Here is a 16,337-nt window from a genome sequence, read left to right on the forward strand (position 1 = left end):
CGGCAGGGAGTCAGCCCACATCGGCACGTAAGGCGAGCTCCGGGTGTGCGGCGTCGCCGACAGGTCCGGGAGAACCGGATCGGTGGGCCAGTGGTGGCAGGTGGGCATTCCTTCTCCTTCCGCTGACCGTCCGCCGAAGGACAGGAGCCTTGGGTGAAGCCTCACGGTCGACAGAAGCTGGTCGAACGCACGGTTGCCAAGCTAGCGCCTCACGTGCGGGCAACCATCACCACTTGCGGGTGAAACGGACCCGGGACCACCCGGCGGACCACGCGGGCCCTGGCCCGCGCATAACCGACACGGCGTGCCGCAGCGTGCGACAGCCGGGATTGACATAGCCGGTCCTGGGTCCCAGCGTGGGGGTGGGTGGTTCCATCTGGATCACGCAAGCCGCGGGCCGGTTCGATCTCGGTGGGCTTCACGGAGGCAGAAGAAGACCTAGAGGAGACATGGGATGACCACCTGGCGGATCAGGGATTTCCACTCGGCGGACCTGGACGGAATCCTGCACCTGTGGGAGACCCTCAAGGCGAGCAACGTCGACCCCGTGTATGCCCTCTCCGAGGTGCTCGCGTCCTGCGAGAAGGATCACGCGGTGGTGGCGGTGCAGGGCGACCAGGTTGTCGGCGCCGCCGTCGGACGTGCCGCGCACGACCAGGGCTGGATAGTCTTCCTGGCCACTCTTCCCGAATATCGTGGCCGCGGTATCGGCACCTCGCTGCTGACGGCCGTCGAGAACAGCATGTCACCGCACGGGCTGAACAAGCTCTCGGCGTTGATGCCGGAGTCGGAGACGAGGGTCGAGGCATTCCTGAGCCGTGGCTTCGCGCTGAAGAAGAACCTGCGGTACTTCGAGCGCACCATCCCTGTCCAGCGACAGGAGCTCGGCGCACTGGGCCAACTCGGTGGCCGCATCCTTGCTCGCGACCAGTGGGAGAAGGTGGCCGGGATGCGCAAGGAGAAAGAGCTGCTGGAACGCCGTCTCGTGCTTCCACTCGCCGAGGCGGATCTGGCCGATGAATTCGGTGTCGTGCCGCCGCGGGCCGTCGTCCTCTTCGGCCCACCGGGCACCGGCAAGACCACCTTCGCCAAGGCCATCGCCTCCCGACTGGAGTGGCCCTTCGTGGAGGTGTTCCCCTCCCGCCTGGCGGCCAACCCCCAGGGACTGGCCGGGGCCCTCCGCGAGACCTTCCTGGAGATCGCGGAACTGGAACACGCCGTGGTCTTCATCGACGAGGTCGAGGAGATCGCCTCGCACCGCTCCGGCGAGCCGCCGTCGCCCCTGCAGGGTGTCACGAACGAACTCCTCAAGATCATCCCGGCCTTCCGCGAACAGCCCGGGAGGCTGCTGGTGTGCGCCACCAATTTCATCAGGGCCCTGGACACGGCGTTCCTGCGGCACGGGCGGTTCGATTACGTCATCCCCATCGGCCTGCCGGACCGTCAGGCCCGCGAGGCGATGTGGCATCGCTTCATCCCCGCACCCGTAGCGGACACCGTGGACGTGGCGCTGCTGGTGGAACGCACCCAGGGGTTCTCCCCCGCGGACATCGAGTACGCCGCCCGCAGCGCCTCGCAGCGCGCTCTGGAAAAAGCCGTGTACGACGACGGCGGGTCGGCTTCCGGAGGCGTAGCGTCCGTCCGTGCGGCGGGGCGGAAGGGCCCGACCACGCAGGACTATCTGGACGCCATCGGCGAGACCCGGACCACCGTCAGCGACGAGGTCTACCAGGACTTCCTGGCGGACATCGACACCCTCGGTCGTGTCTAGAGGCCCAGAACCTCCGGCGCGTGCGGGTCCTCTCCGACGATCCTCCGGGGAGTTACGGTGGAGACCATGACGGCGGCACCGGCCCAGCGGGTCCTCTTCCACGGCGTGACAGGCAGCGGGAAGACCTCGGCTGCCCATGCCTACTCCCTCGTCACCGGTGTCCCCGAGTTCTCGGCCGACGACGACCTGGGGTGGCTCCCCGGGTGGGAGGGCCGGCCGGTCGAGGACCAGTACCGGATCGCGGCCACCACCGCCGCGCAGGACCGGTGGGTCCTGGACAGTGCCTACTCGTCCTGGCGGGACATCGTCCTCCGCCGTGCCCTCGCGAAGGACTCCATCATCGGCTGGCACTTCAGGACCTTCACCCGGAAACGGCAGGCGATCGGGACGATCAGGGTTGACCCGTCGATGCCTCCGGTCCTGTCCTTCCGGCGACCAGGCGACCTGGACGCCTGGATCGCGGCAGGCGCCCATGCGCCACCGACCGTCGGACCGGCGCTCACGGAATGAGCTCGACTCCACAGGCCGACCGGTACTGCGCCGGCATCATCATCGAGCCGTACACGCCGGACTGGGCGCGCCAGTACCGGGGTGTCGCCGATGCTCTGGGGACCGTTCTGGCAGGGCTCCCGATCATCTCGATCGAGCACGTCGGCTCGACGGCGGTCCCGGGTCTGCCGGCCAAGCCCATCCTCGACATCGACATCATCGTCCTGCGCCACGTCGTTCCTGCTGCCATCGAAGCGCTCGAACGCGCGGGCTACGTACACCGTGGAGACCTCGGAGTAGCGGACCGCGAAACGTTCAGGGCACCCGATGAGACACCGGCCCGCAACGTCTACCTGTGTGTGGCCGGCACCCTGCACCTTCGCAACCACCTGGCCGTACGGGCGGCGCTCCTCGCGGACCCCGCCCTCCGGGACCGGTACGGCGCGGTGAAACGACAACTGGCAGGCGAACCCGATATGGACATCCACCGCTACATCGCCGGCAAGTCCACCGTGCTGCAGGACATCCTGGCCGTCTCGGACCTCACGCCCGAGGAGAGGAGTGAGATCCGCGAGCTGAATACGCGAAAGTGATCGGCGACGGTGGTCGATGACGTCCCGACTATGACCTGCCGAGGACGCCGAGTGGCCCGGGCGCGGGCGACGGATGCTCCAGCAGGGTCGACGCCCAGCCCCTGTGTACCGCGCCCTGCCAGGAGGGAGCAGAAGGTCCCCGTACCGCCGAGAACCTCATCACCCTCAGTGGTCCACCAGTGGGTGCACTGCTCGTCGAGGGAGACGCACAGCCATCCGTTGTCATCGGCAATGATCGGCGCCGAGCACGCCTCCTGGCGAGGGCGGGGAACATGGGGTGCCTGTCATGCTCAGGACGCCTGAGGGTGAGCAGTACGGGACGGGGCTGCTCATCGGGGTGCCTGTTCCAGCGTTCGTACGAAGGTGGCGGCACCCTCACCCCGGAAATCTTCCGCATCGACGGGGCGGCCCGAGACGGCCATGAGCAGTGCCAACGAGGTCCCTTCGACCTCTGGACCGGAACCGTGCTCAACTCCCGAATCGGAAGCCCGCAGACGGAATCCGGCGGCGCGTTCCTTGCCGCCGCCCATGGAGATGCCGGTCTTGAGTTGATGACGCAAGGCCGCGTCGATCGACTCACTCGGGTAGGCGCGCAGAAGCCCCAGCGGACGGCGAATGTCCTCACCATGCACGATCGCTTCGACGAGTCGGGTTGCTGGAGCAGCAGGCGGCGTCCTGGTTGCATCGCGTACGCGGCGGAACTCGCCCAGGGTCGCTTCCGGGGTGGAGGCACGTTCCCTGGTGATGCCGTTCGCGTTGTGTCTGTCGAAATCGAATCTCGCGGCGATCAGTTGACGGAGGAAGCCGAGGCGGGTTGTCTTCGCGGAATCCACGAGATGAGCTACGACGTCGTGAATGTCCCAGCCGGGGCAGAGCGAGGGTTGTGCCCATTGCTCCGGGGTGAGCGACTCGAGTTCCCTGATCAGGATGTCGCGTTCGATGTGAACAGCCGGCCACACCGCGGCCGAAGGTCGGGAAGGCATGGGGCAATACAACCACGCGGTTGGACCCGACAACCAGTACCTCTACGACTGGCGGCGGCATCAAAACGAGTCGCGTGGTCCCTGCTCAGGATCGACCGCGAGCGCGTCAACGGCTCACGACACGATGTTCCACGGTGTCGGGGAGCCTGTGGACATGAGGCATCTAGGCTGAGCAGATCGACGAATGGGGAGTGCCGTGCCGAAGCGGAGCTATCCGTGGTGCAGCGTGGCACCTCTCCCGAGCCTGCCCGGCGCGAACGGACAGGACCGCCCATGCCCGGAGCACCGGCACGACCGACTCTCCCTCGAGCAGGAGGTGAGCGGTAGAAGTGGACGGCACGAGCACGCCGACAGACGGTAGTCGCGTGAGACGAAGGACCCGTCCCTCGGTGAAGGACTATCTGTGGGGACTGACGACGGTCCTGATCCTCGTGGTCGGCGGGTTCTTGCTGGGCATTCCGCTGTGGAACACCATGGGCATCGAGACCCGGCGCTGTGAGGTGGTGTCCGCTGGGCCGATGACCTCATCGGGCGGGTCGCGGGGCTCGGCGTCCACGGCCGGGGTGCTGATTGGGACATCGAGCTGCGGATCGCTCGAGCTGTCGCAGGGGGTGACGCGCGATACGCGCGACGAGATCGCGGCGTCGTTCGTCATCGGCGCCGAGTACGACATCGAGACCGGCTGGTTCTCCCGCGTCGTGATGATCGAGCTGCTCGACGAGATCGGGTCCATCCGAAGCTGCCGGCTCGTGAAATGAACAGGGGAATCGATGAACCGACGGACGTCGGATCGACGGCGGGGCACCCATGAGTTCTGGCTCCGCCTGCTGATCCCCGCGGCGCTGCTCGTCGGGCTGCTCGTCGTCCTCGTCGGCTCCGTCCCGCGCGAGGTCGTCCCGACCGCCCTCGTGGTCGCCGGAGCGGCCGGGCCGACTCGTCCGTCCTGAACGCGGAGAGGCTCCGAGGTCAAGGGTGGCCGGCGCGTGCTGCTCCCGCAGCGGCGGAGCTGCCCAGATCGCTGCCGGGAAGCGGTTGGTGTGCGGTCAGGGCCGCGATCCATGAGTCCGTGGAGCCGACGGCGGCCCAGTTGGAGTTCAACAGTGCGAGCAGGGTCGTGTGTACGGTCCTGGCGTCGGCAGAGCCGGCGTCGTTCGCGATGTTGATCGCCCCCGTGGCATCGGAGAGGACTTCCGTGGTGAAACCGATGGCTTCTGCTTCGACGGCGGACCCGAGGATGCAGTTGTTGGTCATGTAGCCCGCGAGGGTCACGGTGTCGACGTCGTAACCACGCAGCCATCGGGTGAGGTCCGTGTCGGCGTAGACCGACCCGTACTGCTTCACGATGCTCTTCCAGGTCCCGGCGCGGCGGCGCTCGATCTCGGGGTGGAGCTCGAACTCGGGCGTGCCCGGGGCGAAGACGGGGGCGCCCTCGCCTGAACTGTGCTGGACGACCACGATCGGGATGCCGGCGGCGGTGGCCGCATCGATGGCTGCCGTGATCCGCGGGAGGGACAGCTCGTGCGGCGGGTACTGGATCTCCAGCAGCCCCCCGAAGTACTGCTGTTGGACATCGACGAGGACGAGGGCGCGGCGGGGTGTGGTCATAGTGGGACATTACCCGGGGCGGGGCGGTCACGAACCGATCGGTGGGCTCGTCCCGTCGACGCTGTCGACGGTGTAGACGGCCTCGGAGGGATCGGGCCCCTCGGTGAGGGCGCTGTCGACGGGCCCTGCGTTCTCCCGGTCCGGTGTTTCTGCAGCGAGGTGATCCGGCTGTGCGCGGAGCTCACGTGCTCCGGCTGTCCCGCCGGCACCCGGAATGCCCTCGAGGAGCCCCCGGACGCGCGGGTCCAGCGGCCTCACCTGCTCAGGCTCGTCGTCCAGCATCGCCCTGACCTGCGCTCTTCTGGCCGCAGCACGGTCACTGAGGAATCCGGCGACAGTGAATGCTGCGGTACCTGCTGCCATCCAGCGGCGCGGGTGCCGCGTACCGGCCCGCCGAAGCTTCTCCTCGAGCCGGGCATCGATCACGTCTGAGACATCGGCGAAGCGAAGAGCGGCCGCAGCCGCGGCGAGTCCCGCCAGTACCCGCAGCGGCAGCCGCGTGCCGCCGACCGTAACCCCGATGTACAGGCCGGTGAGGACAGCGGTCCCGACGTGGACAGCGCGACGCTGCCGGTCGTCCAGCCTGGATGCATCGATGAGGGGAACTGCCCCGATGATCGCCGTCGACAGGATGCCGAACACCGGTGATGCAGGATCGGCGAGTGGGTGCTGCTTGTCATGAGTCACGTGCGGTCCTTCGAACAGAGGGTGCTTCCTATCTATCACGGCCCGGCGCGCCACTCCCCCCGCCCGGCGTTTTCCCCACACATGCCCTACCTGCTAAGCTCGATGAGTCCCTCACGGGTACGGGAGTTTCCGTATCTGCCTTCGTAGCTCAGGGGATAGAGCGTCTGCCTCCGGAGCAGAAGGTCGTAGGTTCGAATCCTATCGAGGGCACATCCACCGCCGTCGGCCATCAGGCCGGCGGCGGTTCTGTTTTGGTAGGCTCCACAGGATGCGGCCCCGGGGTCCGCAGGATCACCTACCGACGGGGGGAACGTGGGGACACCAGCCGGACCCACGCGCGTCCCCACCGTGATGACCCTGATCGTCCTCGTCCTCGTGGTGCTCGCGGCTGCCTTCGTCGGCGACTTCTCCGCGGCCCCCGTCACGGACCCGCAGGACAGCTCCCCCCGACCGGTGCAGTCCGCCGCACCGACGGAGACGACCACGGCACCACCCCTGCCCGACGGCGAGCGCATCGTCGTCGACGGCGGCACCCTGGCCGCCACTGCCCTGGTCCTCCTCATGCTCGCGCTGGCCCTCCTGACGCGGTTCCTGCTGCGGTTCCGCGGCCGGCACGGACCCGATGGGGATCCCCCGCAGCGCACCGAGCTGCAACACCCCGCCACCGTCGCCCTGGTGACCGTGGCCCTGCCGGAGTGGGCGGCGGCGTCGCGTGCCGCGCTGGTGAGCGGCGGCAGCACCTCCGACACGATCATCCGGTGCTGGCTCGAACTCGAGCGCGTATGCGCCGAGGCGGGCGTCGGCCGCACGCCCACGCAGACGACGTCGGACTTCGCCTCCACGGTGGCGGTCACCCTCGATCTTCCTCCCCTGCCGCTGGCCTCCCTCAACCACCTGTACCAGCGTGCCCGCTTCGGGCAAGCCGGCCGGAGCCCCGCCGCCGATCCCCTCGGCCCCGCCGACCGCCACGCGGCGGCGGCGAGCGTGGACGACCTGGCACGGTCCCTCGCCGCACGCGCCCGGCAGCAGGGCGTCCGGCCGTGACGCGGTCCGCGTGGGCCATCACGGCCGCCCTGGTCGGCCTCGCGCTGGTCGCCGTCTGGTTCTTCGGGCTCGATGCCCGCCACGGCGTCGTCCTCGTGGGCGCAGCGTGCGCTGCGGGCATCGCGAACGGCGTCCTCGAGGCCGTCGACATCCCGCGGATCGTCCTGCCGCGCCCGCCCGAGCCGGAGCGCGGCCTCGCCGACCTCCAGGCGCTCGAGTTCTCCCTCGCGTCCACGGACCCCGGGATGCGTGCGGTCCTCGAGGTGCACACCCTCGCCCGCTCCGTCGCTGCGGCACGGCCCGGCACCCCCCGCAGTGATGTGCTCGACGCCTTCGTGGCGGAGCCCCGACCCTCGGGCCTGACCCATCGCGAACTCCAGGCGCTCGGCGCGGAACTGGAGCGCATCGTCCTCTCCCCCGCGCCCCACCCGACGTCCACCCGCCATCAGGAGGCCCCATGACCGACCCCGAGTCCCACCCGCCGAGCGCCGACCCCGGCGCGGTCCTGACGGGCCCGGCCGTCGGGCCGGGCGCGGACCAGCTCGACGCCGCCCGCGTGGGCCGTGACGTCCTCGCCCGTGCGGGGACCGTCGTCGTCGGCGCCGAAGGAGCCCTGCGTCTGGCCCTCGCAGCCGTGCTCGCGGGAGGTCACGTCCTGTTCGAGGACCTGCCCGGCCTCGGGAAGACCCTCGCGGCCAAGACCCTCGCCCAGGCGCTGGGGCTCGATTTCCGACGCCTGCAGTTCACGCCGGACCTCCTGCCCTCCGACGTGACCGGCTCGTCCATCTTCAATCCGGCCACGCGGGAGTTCGAGTTCAAGCCCGGCCCCATCTTCGCGGGCCTGTTCCTCGCCGACGAGATCAACAGGACGTCCCCGAAGACCCAGTCCGCGCTCCTCGAAGCCATGGCCGAGGCGCAGGTGTCCGCCGAAGGCGCCACCCTGCCGCTCCGGCGCCCCTTCCATGTGTTCGCCACCTCCAACCCCATCGAGTTCGAGGGCACCTACCCGCTGCCCGAGGCGCAGCTGGACCGCTTCATGGTCCGCCTGCGCTTCGGGTACCCCGGCCCGGGCGGCGAACAGGACATCATCGCGCGACGCATCACGCGGCGGCAGGAGGAGACACGGGTCGCGAACGTGACCACGGCCGAGGGGCTGCTGCGCCTCCAGGCCGCCGTCGAAGCCGTCGGGGTGGACGACGACGTCATCGACTACGCGGTCCGGCTCACCGCAGCAACGCGGACCCACCCGGCGGTCGAGGTGGGCGCGTCGCCCCGCGGGTCGCAGGCGCTGGTCCTGCTCGGCCGCGCGCTCGCGGTCCTCGACGGCCGCACCTTCGTACTGCCCGAGGACGTGAAGGAGGGCGCCGAGGCCGTCCTCGCGCACCGGCTGACGCTGACGCCCTCGTCCTGGGCGCAGGGCGTGGCGACGGAGAAGGTGGTGCGGGACGTGCTGGCCGAGGTGCCCACCCCGCCGACCGTGCCCCGTGGGTAGGACCGACGCCGCCCGGTCCCCGGTCTGGGCGCTCGCCGTCATCACCACGCTCCTCTGCGTGGTGGCGGGCCTGGTCTCCGGCCGTCCGGACACCGTGGCACTCGCCGCACCGTTCGCCGTCCTCGCGCTCGCCGGGCGCGCAGGGCCGATCGCCGGGAGCGCGTGCGCGGTGCGCATCGCCCCGGACGGACGGACGGAGGCCCGGGGACCGCGCCTGCGGCTGCTGCTCGCCCCGCGGGAGGCCGACAGCGCGCCGGACGCGGGACGCCTGGTCGTCACCACCCTGGCCGCCCCGGGGTGCCCTCCGGAGGCCGTCGTCCTGCTGGCCGGCGAGGAGTGCCCGCTGCTGGTGGACGCGCCGCCCTCCGGTGAACGGGACGTCCTGGCCTACGGCGCCGCGGGTTTCGGTGCCGATCTCGCCCGGCCCTCGGCGTTCGCTGCGGCACCGCCGGTGCGCGTGAGCATCCTGCCGCCGATCGGCGCGACGCTCGCTCGCCCGGTCTCCCGGCGGCTCACGGGCCTGGCCGGGACGCATCGGTCCGGGCGCCCGGGAGACGGCGGCGAGCTGCGCTCCGTCGCTCCCCTGCAGCCCGGGGACGCGCTGCGGAGGATCGACTGGCGTGCCACGGCCCGCCGGTCCACCGACCAGGACCGGATCATGGTGCGGCGCAGCTTCGCGGACGCGGAGGCCTCGGTCCTCCTCGTCGTCGACCAGGCCCACGACCTGCCGTCCTCGACCGCCGACTGGTTCGCCGCGGCTCCTCCGCGCCTGGCGGCCGGATCGCTGCACGTGGCACGGACGGCCGCGGCGACGGTCGCGGCCTCCTACCTCTCCGTCGGTGACCGCGTGGGCCTCGACGACCTGTCCGGCACGCGGCGCGCCCTGCGCTCCGCGGCGGGAGCACGCCACCTCGAACAGATCCGGGTCCGGCTCGCGGGCACGGCCGTGGTGCCGCGTCGGCGGCGGCGGAGGGATCCCGTGCCGCCGCAGGGCGCCGTCGTCGTCGTGTTCTCCGCCTTCCTGGACGCCGAACCCGCACGGCTGCTGCGCCTCTGGCACTCGCAGGGGCACGTGGTGGCGGGCGTCGACTGCATGGCGCCCCTGGACCGGACGGAGACCACGGCGGCGCAGGCCGGGGCGGTGCGGTTCACGCTCCTGCGGCGTCGCCTGCTGCTCGAGGGACTGCAGGACGACGGCATCGCCGTGATCGCCGGGGCGACAGCCGACGCGCAGCTCACATCCCGACGTGCCGACGCGCCTGACCGGGCGGACGGTCTCGGCGCTCCCTCCGGGCCGGACCTCGACACCGGGTTCAGGCTGCTGGCGCGCCACACCGAACGGCGTGCAGGCCAGGGGTCCGGCCGGAGGATGCCATGAGGCGGCGTCGTGCCGTGCCCGCCCGGACCGCCGGCTCGCCGGCCGTCCCCGACCGGCGCGGCCTCGTCCCGCTGTGGATGGTGCGCAGCGCGACGGCCCTCCTCGCGATCCTCCTCGGCAGCATCGCCTGGAGCGGTTCAGCGTGCATCGTCCTGCCCCTCGTGGTGGCCGCGGGCGCGGCGGTGCTCCCGTCGGTGGGCGTGGTCTCGCTGTCCCTGCTGCTGCTCGTGGTGGCGTACGCGGTGAACGTGCCGGCCGGGTCCCCGTGGCTCTTGGTGTTCGTCGCCGGGCTGCATGCCGTCTTCGTCCTCTACCTCCTGCTCCTGCACCTGCCCCTCCGCGGATGGGTCAGCGTCGCGGCACTCCGTCGGCTCGGCGTGTCCTTCCTCGGCATCCAGGCCGTGACGCAACCCGTCGCCGTCCTCGCCCTGCTGGTGGGTGATGCCGGGTCCAGCCTGCCCGTGGTGCTGGGCGGTGTGGCGGCCCTTCTCGCCTGGGCGGTGTGGCTCCTCCGGCGGCCGGGCTCCTGACGCCGGCCCGCCGCGGACCAGCGGAGGAAGAACCCCCAAATCAGGACAGCTATCGTCCGCTTTCCGCCGTACCGTTGACCCATGATCGAGACCTCGGCGCGCCTGCTGCAGCTCCTCTCGCTCCTCCAGCTCCGGCGCGAATGGACAGGACCCGCCCTCGCGCAGCGGATGGAGGTCACGGAGCGCACGGTGCGGCGTGACATCGGCAAACTGCGCACGCTCGGCTACCCGATCAACGCCTCCCCGGGGGTGGCGGGCGGGTACCAGCTCGGCGCCGGGGCCCAGCTGCCGCCCCTCCTGCTCGACGACGACGAGGCGCTCGCCGTCGCGATCGGCCTGACCGCGGTGACGGCCAGCCCGGTCTCCGGCGTCGGGGAAGCCTCCGTCCGCGCGCTCACCAAGCTCGAACAGGTCCTGCCGCCCCGGCTGAGGCCCCGGTTCGCGGGGCTGCGCTCCGCCGTGACGCGTATGGCCGCGGCCAGCACACCGGTGAACCCGGAGATCCTGACCGCCCTCTCCGCGGCCATCACCGAACGCCGCAGCGTCGCGTTCCGCTACGACCGGCACGACGGCGAGTCCTCCCGGCGCGTCGTCGAACCGTACCGGCTCGTGGACACCGGCCGCCGGTGGTACCTGGTGGCCTTCGACCGCACACGGGAGGACTGGCGGACGTTCCGCGTGGACCGGTGCCGGAGCGTGCCGGTGGCACGGGACCGCTTCGTGCCCCGCCCCCTGCCCGCAGCCGACCTCGCGGTCTATGTGCAGGAGTCCATCACACGCTCGCCCTACTCCTACGACGCCGTCATCCGGTTCCACGCACCCCTGCAGGAGCTGGCAGCGCGCGTCCCGCCGAGCACGGGCACCCTCGAGGCCGACGGCGAGCACCACACGCTCCTGAGGGCGGGCTTCGACTCCCTCGACTTCCCGCTGGCCTACCTGGCGAGCTGGGACATCGACTTCGAGGTCGTCGAACCGGCCGCCATGCGCGATCGCGCCGCCGTCGTCGCCGACCGGCTCCGCCGGGCAGGAGAGGTCAGAGGGGCGGCAGCGCAGGGACCACCCCGGGACGACGGAGGGCCCGGCTCCAGCCCTCGGTGAACATCCCGCCTGCGGCCCGGTGCGAGGAACTAGACTGGCAGGCAACTATGCCACTGACTATTTCCTACCCCGCGGATCTTCCCGTCTCGGAACGCCGGGCCGACATCATGGCCGCCATCGCGGCCAACCAGGTCACCATCATCGCCGGCGAGACCGGGTCCGGGAAGACGACGCAGATCCCCAAGATGTGCCTCGAGCTCGGCCTCGCCGAGCACGGGCTGATCGGCCATACCCAGCCCCGGCGCCTGGCGGCCCGCACCGTCGCCGAGCGCATCGCCGAGGAACTGCAGGTGCCGCTCGGGGAGGAGGTGGGCTACCAGGTCCGGTTCACCGGGTCGGTGGGCCGCCGGACCAAGATCAAGCTGATGACGGACGGCATCCTCCTCGCCGAGATCCAGCACGACAGGATGCTGCGCAAGTACAGCACGATCATCATCGACGAGGCCCACGAGCGCAGCCTCAACATCGACTTCATCCTCGGCTACCTCAAGCGGATCCTGCCCGAGCGCCCGGACCTGAAGGTCATCATCACCTCGGCCACCATCGACCCCGAGCGCTTCGCCGCACACTTCGCGGCCGATGCCGCCGTCGCGAACACCTCCCCCGCACCGATCATCGAGGTCTCGGGCCGCACGTATCCGGTCGAGATCCGCTACCGGCCCCTCGACCAGCCGCCGGGCGGGCTCGACGACGGCGAGGGCGGCGCCGACAGCGAGCTCGAGGAGGAGCGCGATCCGCTCGACGCCGTCTGCGACGCCGTGGACGAGCTGTCCCTCGAAGCCCCCGGCGACGTCCTCGTGTTCTTCTCCGGCGAGCGCGAGATCCGCGACGCCGCCGACGCCCTCCGCGCACGCATCCAGTCCACCACCCGCCTGCGCGGCACGGAGGTCCTCCCCCTCTTCGCGAGGCTCTCCCTCGAGGAGCAGCACCGCGTCTTCCGCCCCACCGGCAGCCACCGCCGCATCATCCTCGCGACGAACGTCGCGGAGACCTCCCTCACCGTGCCCGGCATCAAGTACGTCATCGACACGGGCACCGCACGCATCTCGCGCTATTCGCACCGCACCAAGGTGCAGCGGCTGCCGATCGAGCGCGTCTCCCAGGCCTCCGCGAACCAGCGGTCGGGCCGCAGCGGCCGCGTGTCCGACGGCATCGCCATCCGCCTCTACTCGGAGGAGGACTACGCGTCGCGGCGTCCGTTCACCGAGCCGGAGATCCTGCGGACCAGCCTCGCCGCGGTCATCCTGCAGATGGCCGCCATGGGCGTGACCCGCAGTCCCAAGGACATCGCGGAATTCCCGTTCGTCGAGCCTCCCGAGACCAAAGCGATCAACGACGGCGTCGCCCTGCTGCGTGAGCTGGGGGCGCTGAAGGACGACGGCGGGCTGTCCCCGGTGGGCCGCAAGCTCGCCCAGCTCCCCGTCGATCCCCGCCTCGGGCGCATGATCGTCGAGGCCGGGACGCGCGGCTCCGTCAAGGAGGTCATGGTGCTCGCCGCGGCCCTGACCATCCAGGACCCGCGGGAACGACCGTCGGCGGACCAGCCGGCCAGGCAGCAGCAGGCCGCCGAGAAGCACAAGCGCTTCGTGGACGAGAACTCGGACTTCACCGCCTACCTCAACCTGTGGCGGTACCTGCAGGAGAAGCAGGACGAACTCTCCTCGACGCAGTTCCGGAAACTGTGCCGCACGGAGTTCATCAACTATCTCCGCGTGCGGGAGTGGCAGGACCTGTTCCAGCAGCTGCGCCAGCTCGCGAAGCCGCTCGGCATCACCCTGCCCGCCGGTCCCGTGGACCCCGTGGGCCTCCACGAGCAGATCCACATCAGCCTGCTCGCGGGCCTGCTCGGCAACATCGGCCTCTACGACCAGCGCAAGCGCGAATACTCCGGCGCCCGCGGGACCCGCTTCGCCGTGTTCCCCGGCTCCGCCCTGTTCAAGAAGTCACCCGACTGGGTCATGGCCGCCGAACTCGTGGAGACCTCCCGGCTCTGGGCGCGCGTCGTGGCGCGCATCGATCCCCTGTGGGCCGAGCAGGTGGCGCCGCACCTCGTGAAGCGCTCGTACAGCGAACCGCACTGGTCCCGGAAGATGGGATCGGTCATGGCGTACGAGAAGGTGACGCTCTACGGCGTGCCGATCGTGCCGCAGCGCCGCATCAACTACGGGCGGATCGACCGGGAGGTGGCCCGCGAACTGTTCATCCGGCATGCCCTCGTCGAGGGCGACTGGAAGACCCATCACACGTTCTTCAGCCGCAACCAGGCCCGCCTCGCCGAGGTGGAGGAACTCGAGAACCGCCTGCGACGGCGTGACCTGCGGGTCGACGACGAGACCCTGTTCGAGTTCTACGACCAGCGGATCGGCCCGGACGTCGTCTCCGAGCGGCACTTCGACTCCTGGTGGAAGCAGGCGCGCCACGACCAGCCGGACCTCCTCGACTTCGACCCCGAGCAGCTCCTCAGCGAGGACGCGGCGGAACTCGACGAGGCGGCCTTCCCGAGTACCTGGCACCAGGCGGGCTTCGAGCTGCCCCTCGCCTACGAGTTCTCGCCCCTCACCCCGGGCGCGCACGACGGCGTCACCGTGACCATCCCGGTCCTGTTCCTGAACCAGCTGGACCCGAAGCCGTTCCGCTGGCAGATCCCGGGCCAGCGCGTGGAACTCGTCACCTCGCTCATCAAGTCGCTCCCGAAGCAGGTGCGGAAGAACTTCGTGCCGGCCCCCGATGTGGCCCGGAGCGCCGTCGCCGCCCTCGCGGCGGACTTCGATCCGGAGCAGGACGACCTCGAGGCATCCCTCGAACTCGCACTGCGCCGGCTGCGGGGCCACGTCATCCCGCCCGGGTCGTGGACCTGGTCCGCGGTGCCGCCGCACCTGCTCATGATGTTCAGGATCGTCGACGCCGGCGGGCGCGTCCTCGACGAGTCCCGCGATCTGGAGGCACTCAGGGAGGCCCTGGCGCCGGCGGTCAGCCGCGCCATCGCGGAGTCCCTCGGAGCGACGCCCGGCAGCACCCGCCCGGCGGGCGGCCCGGGTCGCGGTGGCCGCGGGAAGGCGTCCTCCGGTCCCTCCGGGCGGACCAGCACGCGGACCGAGCCGGCGGGCCGCGGCTCCGGCAGCACCCACGCGGCGGACCACGCGGCGGGCGGGCAGGCCGCGCAGGGCGCCTCCCTGTCGCGTGGAGCGGTGGCCGTAGCGGAGGCACCGGCTGTCGCCGAGCGGACGGGCGAGAGCACCTGGGTCTTCGGGGACATCGAGCGCGAGGTGTCCCGCACCGTCGCCGGGCACCGTGTCACGGGGTTCCCGGCCGTCGTCGACGAGGGCACCTCGGTGGGTCTGCGGGTGTTCCCGACCGCGGGCGAGCAGGCGACGGCGATGCGGGCCGGGATCATCCGGCTCCTGTCCCTGCGCATCCCGAGCCCGGCGAAGTACGTCCTGGAGCACCTCAGCAACACCGAGAAGCTGACCTTCAGCCAGAACCCGCACGGCAGTGTCGCCGAGCTGATCCGGGACTGCTCGCTCGCGGCGATCGACAAGCTCGTGCCGGAGCAGCTGCCCTGGACCGAGGAGGCGTTCGCCCGGCTCTACGAGGGGGTCCGGGCGGAGCTCATCGACACGGTCTTCATCGTGACGGCGACGGTGGAGAAGGTGCTCTCCAGCAACCGGCGGATCCAGAAGCAGCTCAAGGGGACCACGAGCCTGGCGCTGATCACGGCCCTGAACGACGTCCGGAGCCAGCTCGAGCACCTCGTGCACCCCGGTTTCGTCGCGGCCACGGGCTACGCCCAGCTGGCGCACCTCCCGCGCTATCTGCGGGCCATCGAGGTGCGGCTCGAGAAGCTGCCCACCAACGTGCAGCGCGACGGCCTCGGGACCGCGGTCATCCAGCGGCTCGAGGACGAGTACGACGACGCCGTCGCGTCCCTCGCCGCGGGGCGGCACCGGCCCGCGTCCCTGGCGCGGGTCCGCTGGATGATCGAGGAACTGCGGGTGAGCCTGTTCGCACAGGACCTCGGCACGGCCTACTCGGTGTCCGAGAAGCGCGTCAGGACGGCCCTCAACGAAGCGCTCGCCGCGACGCGGTGACCGCGACCCGCTCGTCGTCCGGCGATGGAGCACCGGACGGTACCGGTTCGCGCCTGGCCCGGGCGGTGAGGTTCCGCGCCCTCTCGGCGACCGACGTCCGCGGATCGCCCGCCAGCCGCTCCAGCTGGGGGTCGAGCCAGGCGCGCAGGGCGGGATCGCCCTCGGACCACGCGGCCAGCGTCTCCATGGTGTTGATCAGCACGATCCAGTCGTGCTGCTGCTCCAGGTTGCGCTGGAGGACCACCGTGGCGCGGCGGAGCTGGTCCGGCGTCAGGTCCGGTGTCAGCCGCAGGAGCAGCTTCGCGAGCGTCCACTGCGCCGAGGCCTGGTCCAGCGTCCCGACGTCGTCGATGAGCCGGTCGGCGAACGGCACCAGCCACTCGTGCCGCGCGGCCTCCAGGCGTTTGAGGGCGCTGGAGGTGCGAAGGCGCACCACCGGGTCGTCACTGCCGTAGCACCCGAACAGCTCCTCCAGCCTCGACCGGTCCGCCACCACCAGTTCCACGACCTCGACCGTGCGCCCCATCGAATTGGGGTGCCCGCCCGTCAACATGCTCTCGATAGCTTCCATGCATCGGC

The 16,337-nt window shown here is 70.9% G+C and carries 16 protein-coding genes and 1 tRNA gene; 13 read left to right on the forward strand and 4 right to left on the reverse strand.

The annotated features are described in order from the left end of the window. Positions 1–454 precede the first annotated feature (454 nt). The 3 genes from RY94_RS14240 to RY94_RS14250 all read left to right on the forward strand — a co-directional run bounded on the left by RY94_RS14240 (position 455) and on the right by RY94_RS14250 (position 2,853). The gene (locus RY94_RS14240) at positions 455–1,771 is read left to right on the forward strand and encodes an ATP-binding protein (protein WP_043446141.1); all 1,317 of its coding nucleotides are present in this window, start codon (positions 455–457) and stop codon (positions 1,769–1,771) included. A gap of 66 nt (positions 1,772–1,837) precedes the next feature. Further along, on the forward strand, positions 1,838–2,281 hold the full coding sequence (locus RY94_RS14245; RefSeq protein ID WP_043446143.1) for a hypothetical protein: 444 nt from the start codon (positions 1,838–1,840) through the stop codon (positions 2,279–2,281). Continuing rightward, positions 2,278–2,853 carry a GrpB family protein gene (locus tag RY94_RS14250; RefSeq protein ID WP_052274382.1) on the forward strand — a complete coding sequence of 192 codons (576 nt, stop codon included), beginning with the start codon at positions 2,278–2,280 and terminating at the stop codon, positions 2,851–2,853. The genes RY94_RS14245 and RY94_RS14250 overlap by 4 nt, the downstream gene beginning before the upstream one ends. A 329-nt stretch (positions 2,854–3,182) precedes the next feature. Here RY94_RS14250 and RY94_RS17505 read toward each other — a convergent pair whose 3' ends face one another. Further along, positions 3,183–3,836, reverse strand: a complete 654-nt coding sequence (locus RY94_RS17505) for a maleylpyruvate isomerase family mycothiol-dependent enzyme (protein WP_082046368.1) — start codon at positions 3,834–3,836, stop codon at positions 3,183–3,185. 389 nt (positions 3,837–4,225) lie between these two features. On the opposite strand from RY94_RS17505, the gene RY94_RS14255 reads away from it, so the two are divergent. Both RY94_RS14255 and RY94_RS17990 read left to right on the forward strand, forming a co-directional pair. Beyond that, positions 4,226–4,594 carry a hypothetical protein gene (locus RY94_RS14255; RefSeq protein WP_052274383.1) on the forward strand — a complete coding sequence of 123 codons (369 nt, stop codon included), beginning with the start codon at positions 4,226–4,228 and terminating at the stop codon, positions 4,592–4,594. A 12-nt stretch (positions 4,595–4,606) separates the two neighbouring features. Then, positions 4,607–4,783 (forward strand): hypothetical protein, encoded by a 177-nt coding sequence (locus tag RY94_RS17990; protein WP_156135182.1) that lies wholly within the window; start codon positions 4,607–4,609, stop codon positions 4,781–4,783. 19 nt (positions 4,784–4,802) lie between these two features. Here RY94_RS17990 and RY94_RS14260 read toward each other — a convergent pair whose 3' ends face one another. Both RY94_RS14260 and RY94_RS14265 read right to left on the reverse strand, forming a co-directional pair. Then, on the reverse strand, positions 4,803–5,441 hold the full coding sequence (locus RY94_RS14260) for an isochorismatase family protein (protein WP_043446146.1): 639 nt from the start codon (positions 5,439–5,441) through the stop codon (positions 4,803–4,805). A gap of 27 nt (positions 5,442–5,468) precedes the next feature. Continuing rightward, positions 5,469–6,128 (reverse strand): hypothetical protein, encoded by a 660-nt coding sequence (locus RY94_RS14265; protein WP_156135183.1) that lies wholly within the window; start codon positions 6,126–6,128, stop codon positions 5,469–5,471. A gap of 137 nt (positions 6,129–6,265) precedes the next feature. On the opposite strand from RY94_RS14265, the gene RY94_RS14270 reads away from it, so the two are divergent. The 8 genes from RY94_RS14270 (at position 6,266) to hrpA (ending at position 15,758) form a co-directional block, all read left to right on the forward strand. Beyond that, positions 6,266–6,338 (forward strand) — tRNA-Arg (locus RY94_RS14270). Positions 6,339–6,440: 102 nt separating this feature from the next. Next, positions 6,441–7,172, forward strand: a complete 732-nt coding sequence (locus RY94_RS14275; RefSeq protein ID WP_156135184.1) for a DUF4129 domain-containing protein — start codon at positions 6,441–6,443, stop codon at positions 7,170–7,172. Next, on the forward strand, positions 7,169–7,633 hold the full coding sequence (locus tag RY94_RS14280) for a hypothetical protein (RefSeq protein WP_043446153.1): 465 nt from the start codon (positions 7,169–7,171) through the stop codon (positions 7,631–7,633). Before RY94_RS14275 ends, RY94_RS14280 begins: the two co-directional genes overlap by 4 nt. Beyond that, positions 7,630–8,664, forward strand: a complete 1,035-nt coding sequence (locus RY94_RS14285; protein ID WP_052274384.1) for an AAA family ATPase — start codon at positions 7,630–7,632, stop codon at positions 8,662–8,664. Before RY94_RS14280 ends, RY94_RS14285 begins: the two co-directional genes overlap by 4 nt. Then, on the forward strand, positions 8,657–10,042 hold the full coding sequence (locus RY94_RS16990) for a DUF58 domain-containing protein (protein WP_052274385.1): 1,386 nt from the start codon (positions 8,657–8,659) through the stop codon (positions 10,040–10,042). Before RY94_RS14285 ends, RY94_RS16990 begins: the two co-directional genes overlap by 8 nt. After that, a complete protein-coding gene (locus RY94_RS14295; RefSeq protein ID WP_156135185.1) occupies positions 10,039–10,572 on the forward strand; it encodes a hypothetical protein in 534 nt (177 codons plus the stop codon). Before RY94_RS16990 ends, RY94_RS14295 begins: the two co-directional genes overlap by 4 nt. Positions 10,573–10,653: 81 nt before the next feature. Beyond that, entirely contained in the window at positions 10,654–11,670 is a 1,017-nt protein-coding gene (locus RY94_RS18470) for a helix-turn-helix transcriptional regulator (protein WP_043446159.1), read from the forward strand. Between the two features lie 47 nt (positions 11,671–11,717). After that, positions 11,718–15,758: an ATP-dependent RNA helicase HrpA gene (gene hrpA, locus RY94_RS14305; protein WP_043446163.1), complete on the forward strand. Its 4,041-nt coding sequence runs from the start codon at positions 11,718–11,720 to the stop codon at positions 15,756–15,758. Here hrpA and RY94_RS14310 read toward each other — a convergent pair. Next, on the reverse strand, positions 15,730–16,329 hold the full coding sequence (locus RY94_RS14310) for a hypothetical protein (RefSeq protein WP_156135186.1): 600 nt from the start codon (positions 16,327–16,329) through the stop codon (positions 15,730–15,732). The genes hrpA and RY94_RS14310 overlap by 29 nt on opposite strands. Positions 16,330–16,337: the final 8 nt, after the last annotated feature.

It is taken from the genome of Arthrobacter sp. L77 (assembly GCF_000816565.1).
Classification (GTDB): domain Bacteria; phylum Actinomycetota; class Actinomycetes; order Actinomycetales; family Micrococcaceae; genus Arthrobacter_D; species Arthrobacter_D antioxidans.

Coding starts and splice junctions, on each gene's coding strand:
- RY94_RS14240 (WP_043446141.1), top strand. CDS start 455: ATGACCACCTGGCGGATCAGGGATTTCCACTCGGCGGACCTGGACGGA.
- RY94_RS14260 (WP_043446146.1), bottom strand. CDS start 5,441: ATGACCACACCCCGCCGCGCCCTCGTCCTCGTCGATGTCCAACAGCAG.
- RY94_RS17505 (WP_082046368.1), bottom strand. CDS start 3,836: ATGCCTTCCCGACCTTCGGCCGCGGTGTGGCCGGCTGTTCACATCGAA.
- RY94_RS18470 (WP_043446159.1), top strand. CDS start 10,654: ATGATCGAGACCTCGGCGCGCCTGCTGCAGCTCCTCTCGCTCCTCCAG.
- RY94_RS14250 (WP_052274382.1), top strand. CDS start 2,278: ATGAGCTCGACTCCACAGGCCGACCGGTACTGCGCCGGCATCATCATC.
- RY94_RS17990 (WP_156135182.1), top strand. CDS start 4,607: ATGAACCGACGGACGTCGGATCGACGGCGGGGCACCCATGAGTTCTGG.
- hrpA (WP_043446163.1), top strand. CDS start 11,718: ATGCCACTGACTATTTCCTACCCCGCGGATCTTCCCGTCTCGGAACGC.
- RY94_RS14245 (WP_043446143.1), top strand. CDS start 1,838: ATGACGGCGGCACCGGCCCAGCGGGTCCTCTTCCACGGCGTGACAGGC.
- RY94_RS14295 (WP_156135185.1), top strand. CDS start 10,039: ATGAGGCGGCGTCGTGCCGTGCCCGCCCGGACCGCCGGCTCGCCGGCC.
- RY94_RS14310 (WP_156135186.1), bottom strand. CDS start 16,329: ATGGAAGCTATCGAGAGCATGTTGACGGGCGGGCACCCCAATTCGATG.
- RY94_RS14285 (WP_052274384.1), top strand. CDS start 7,630: ATGACCGACCCCGAGTCCCACCCGCCGAGCGCCGACCCCGGCGCGGTC.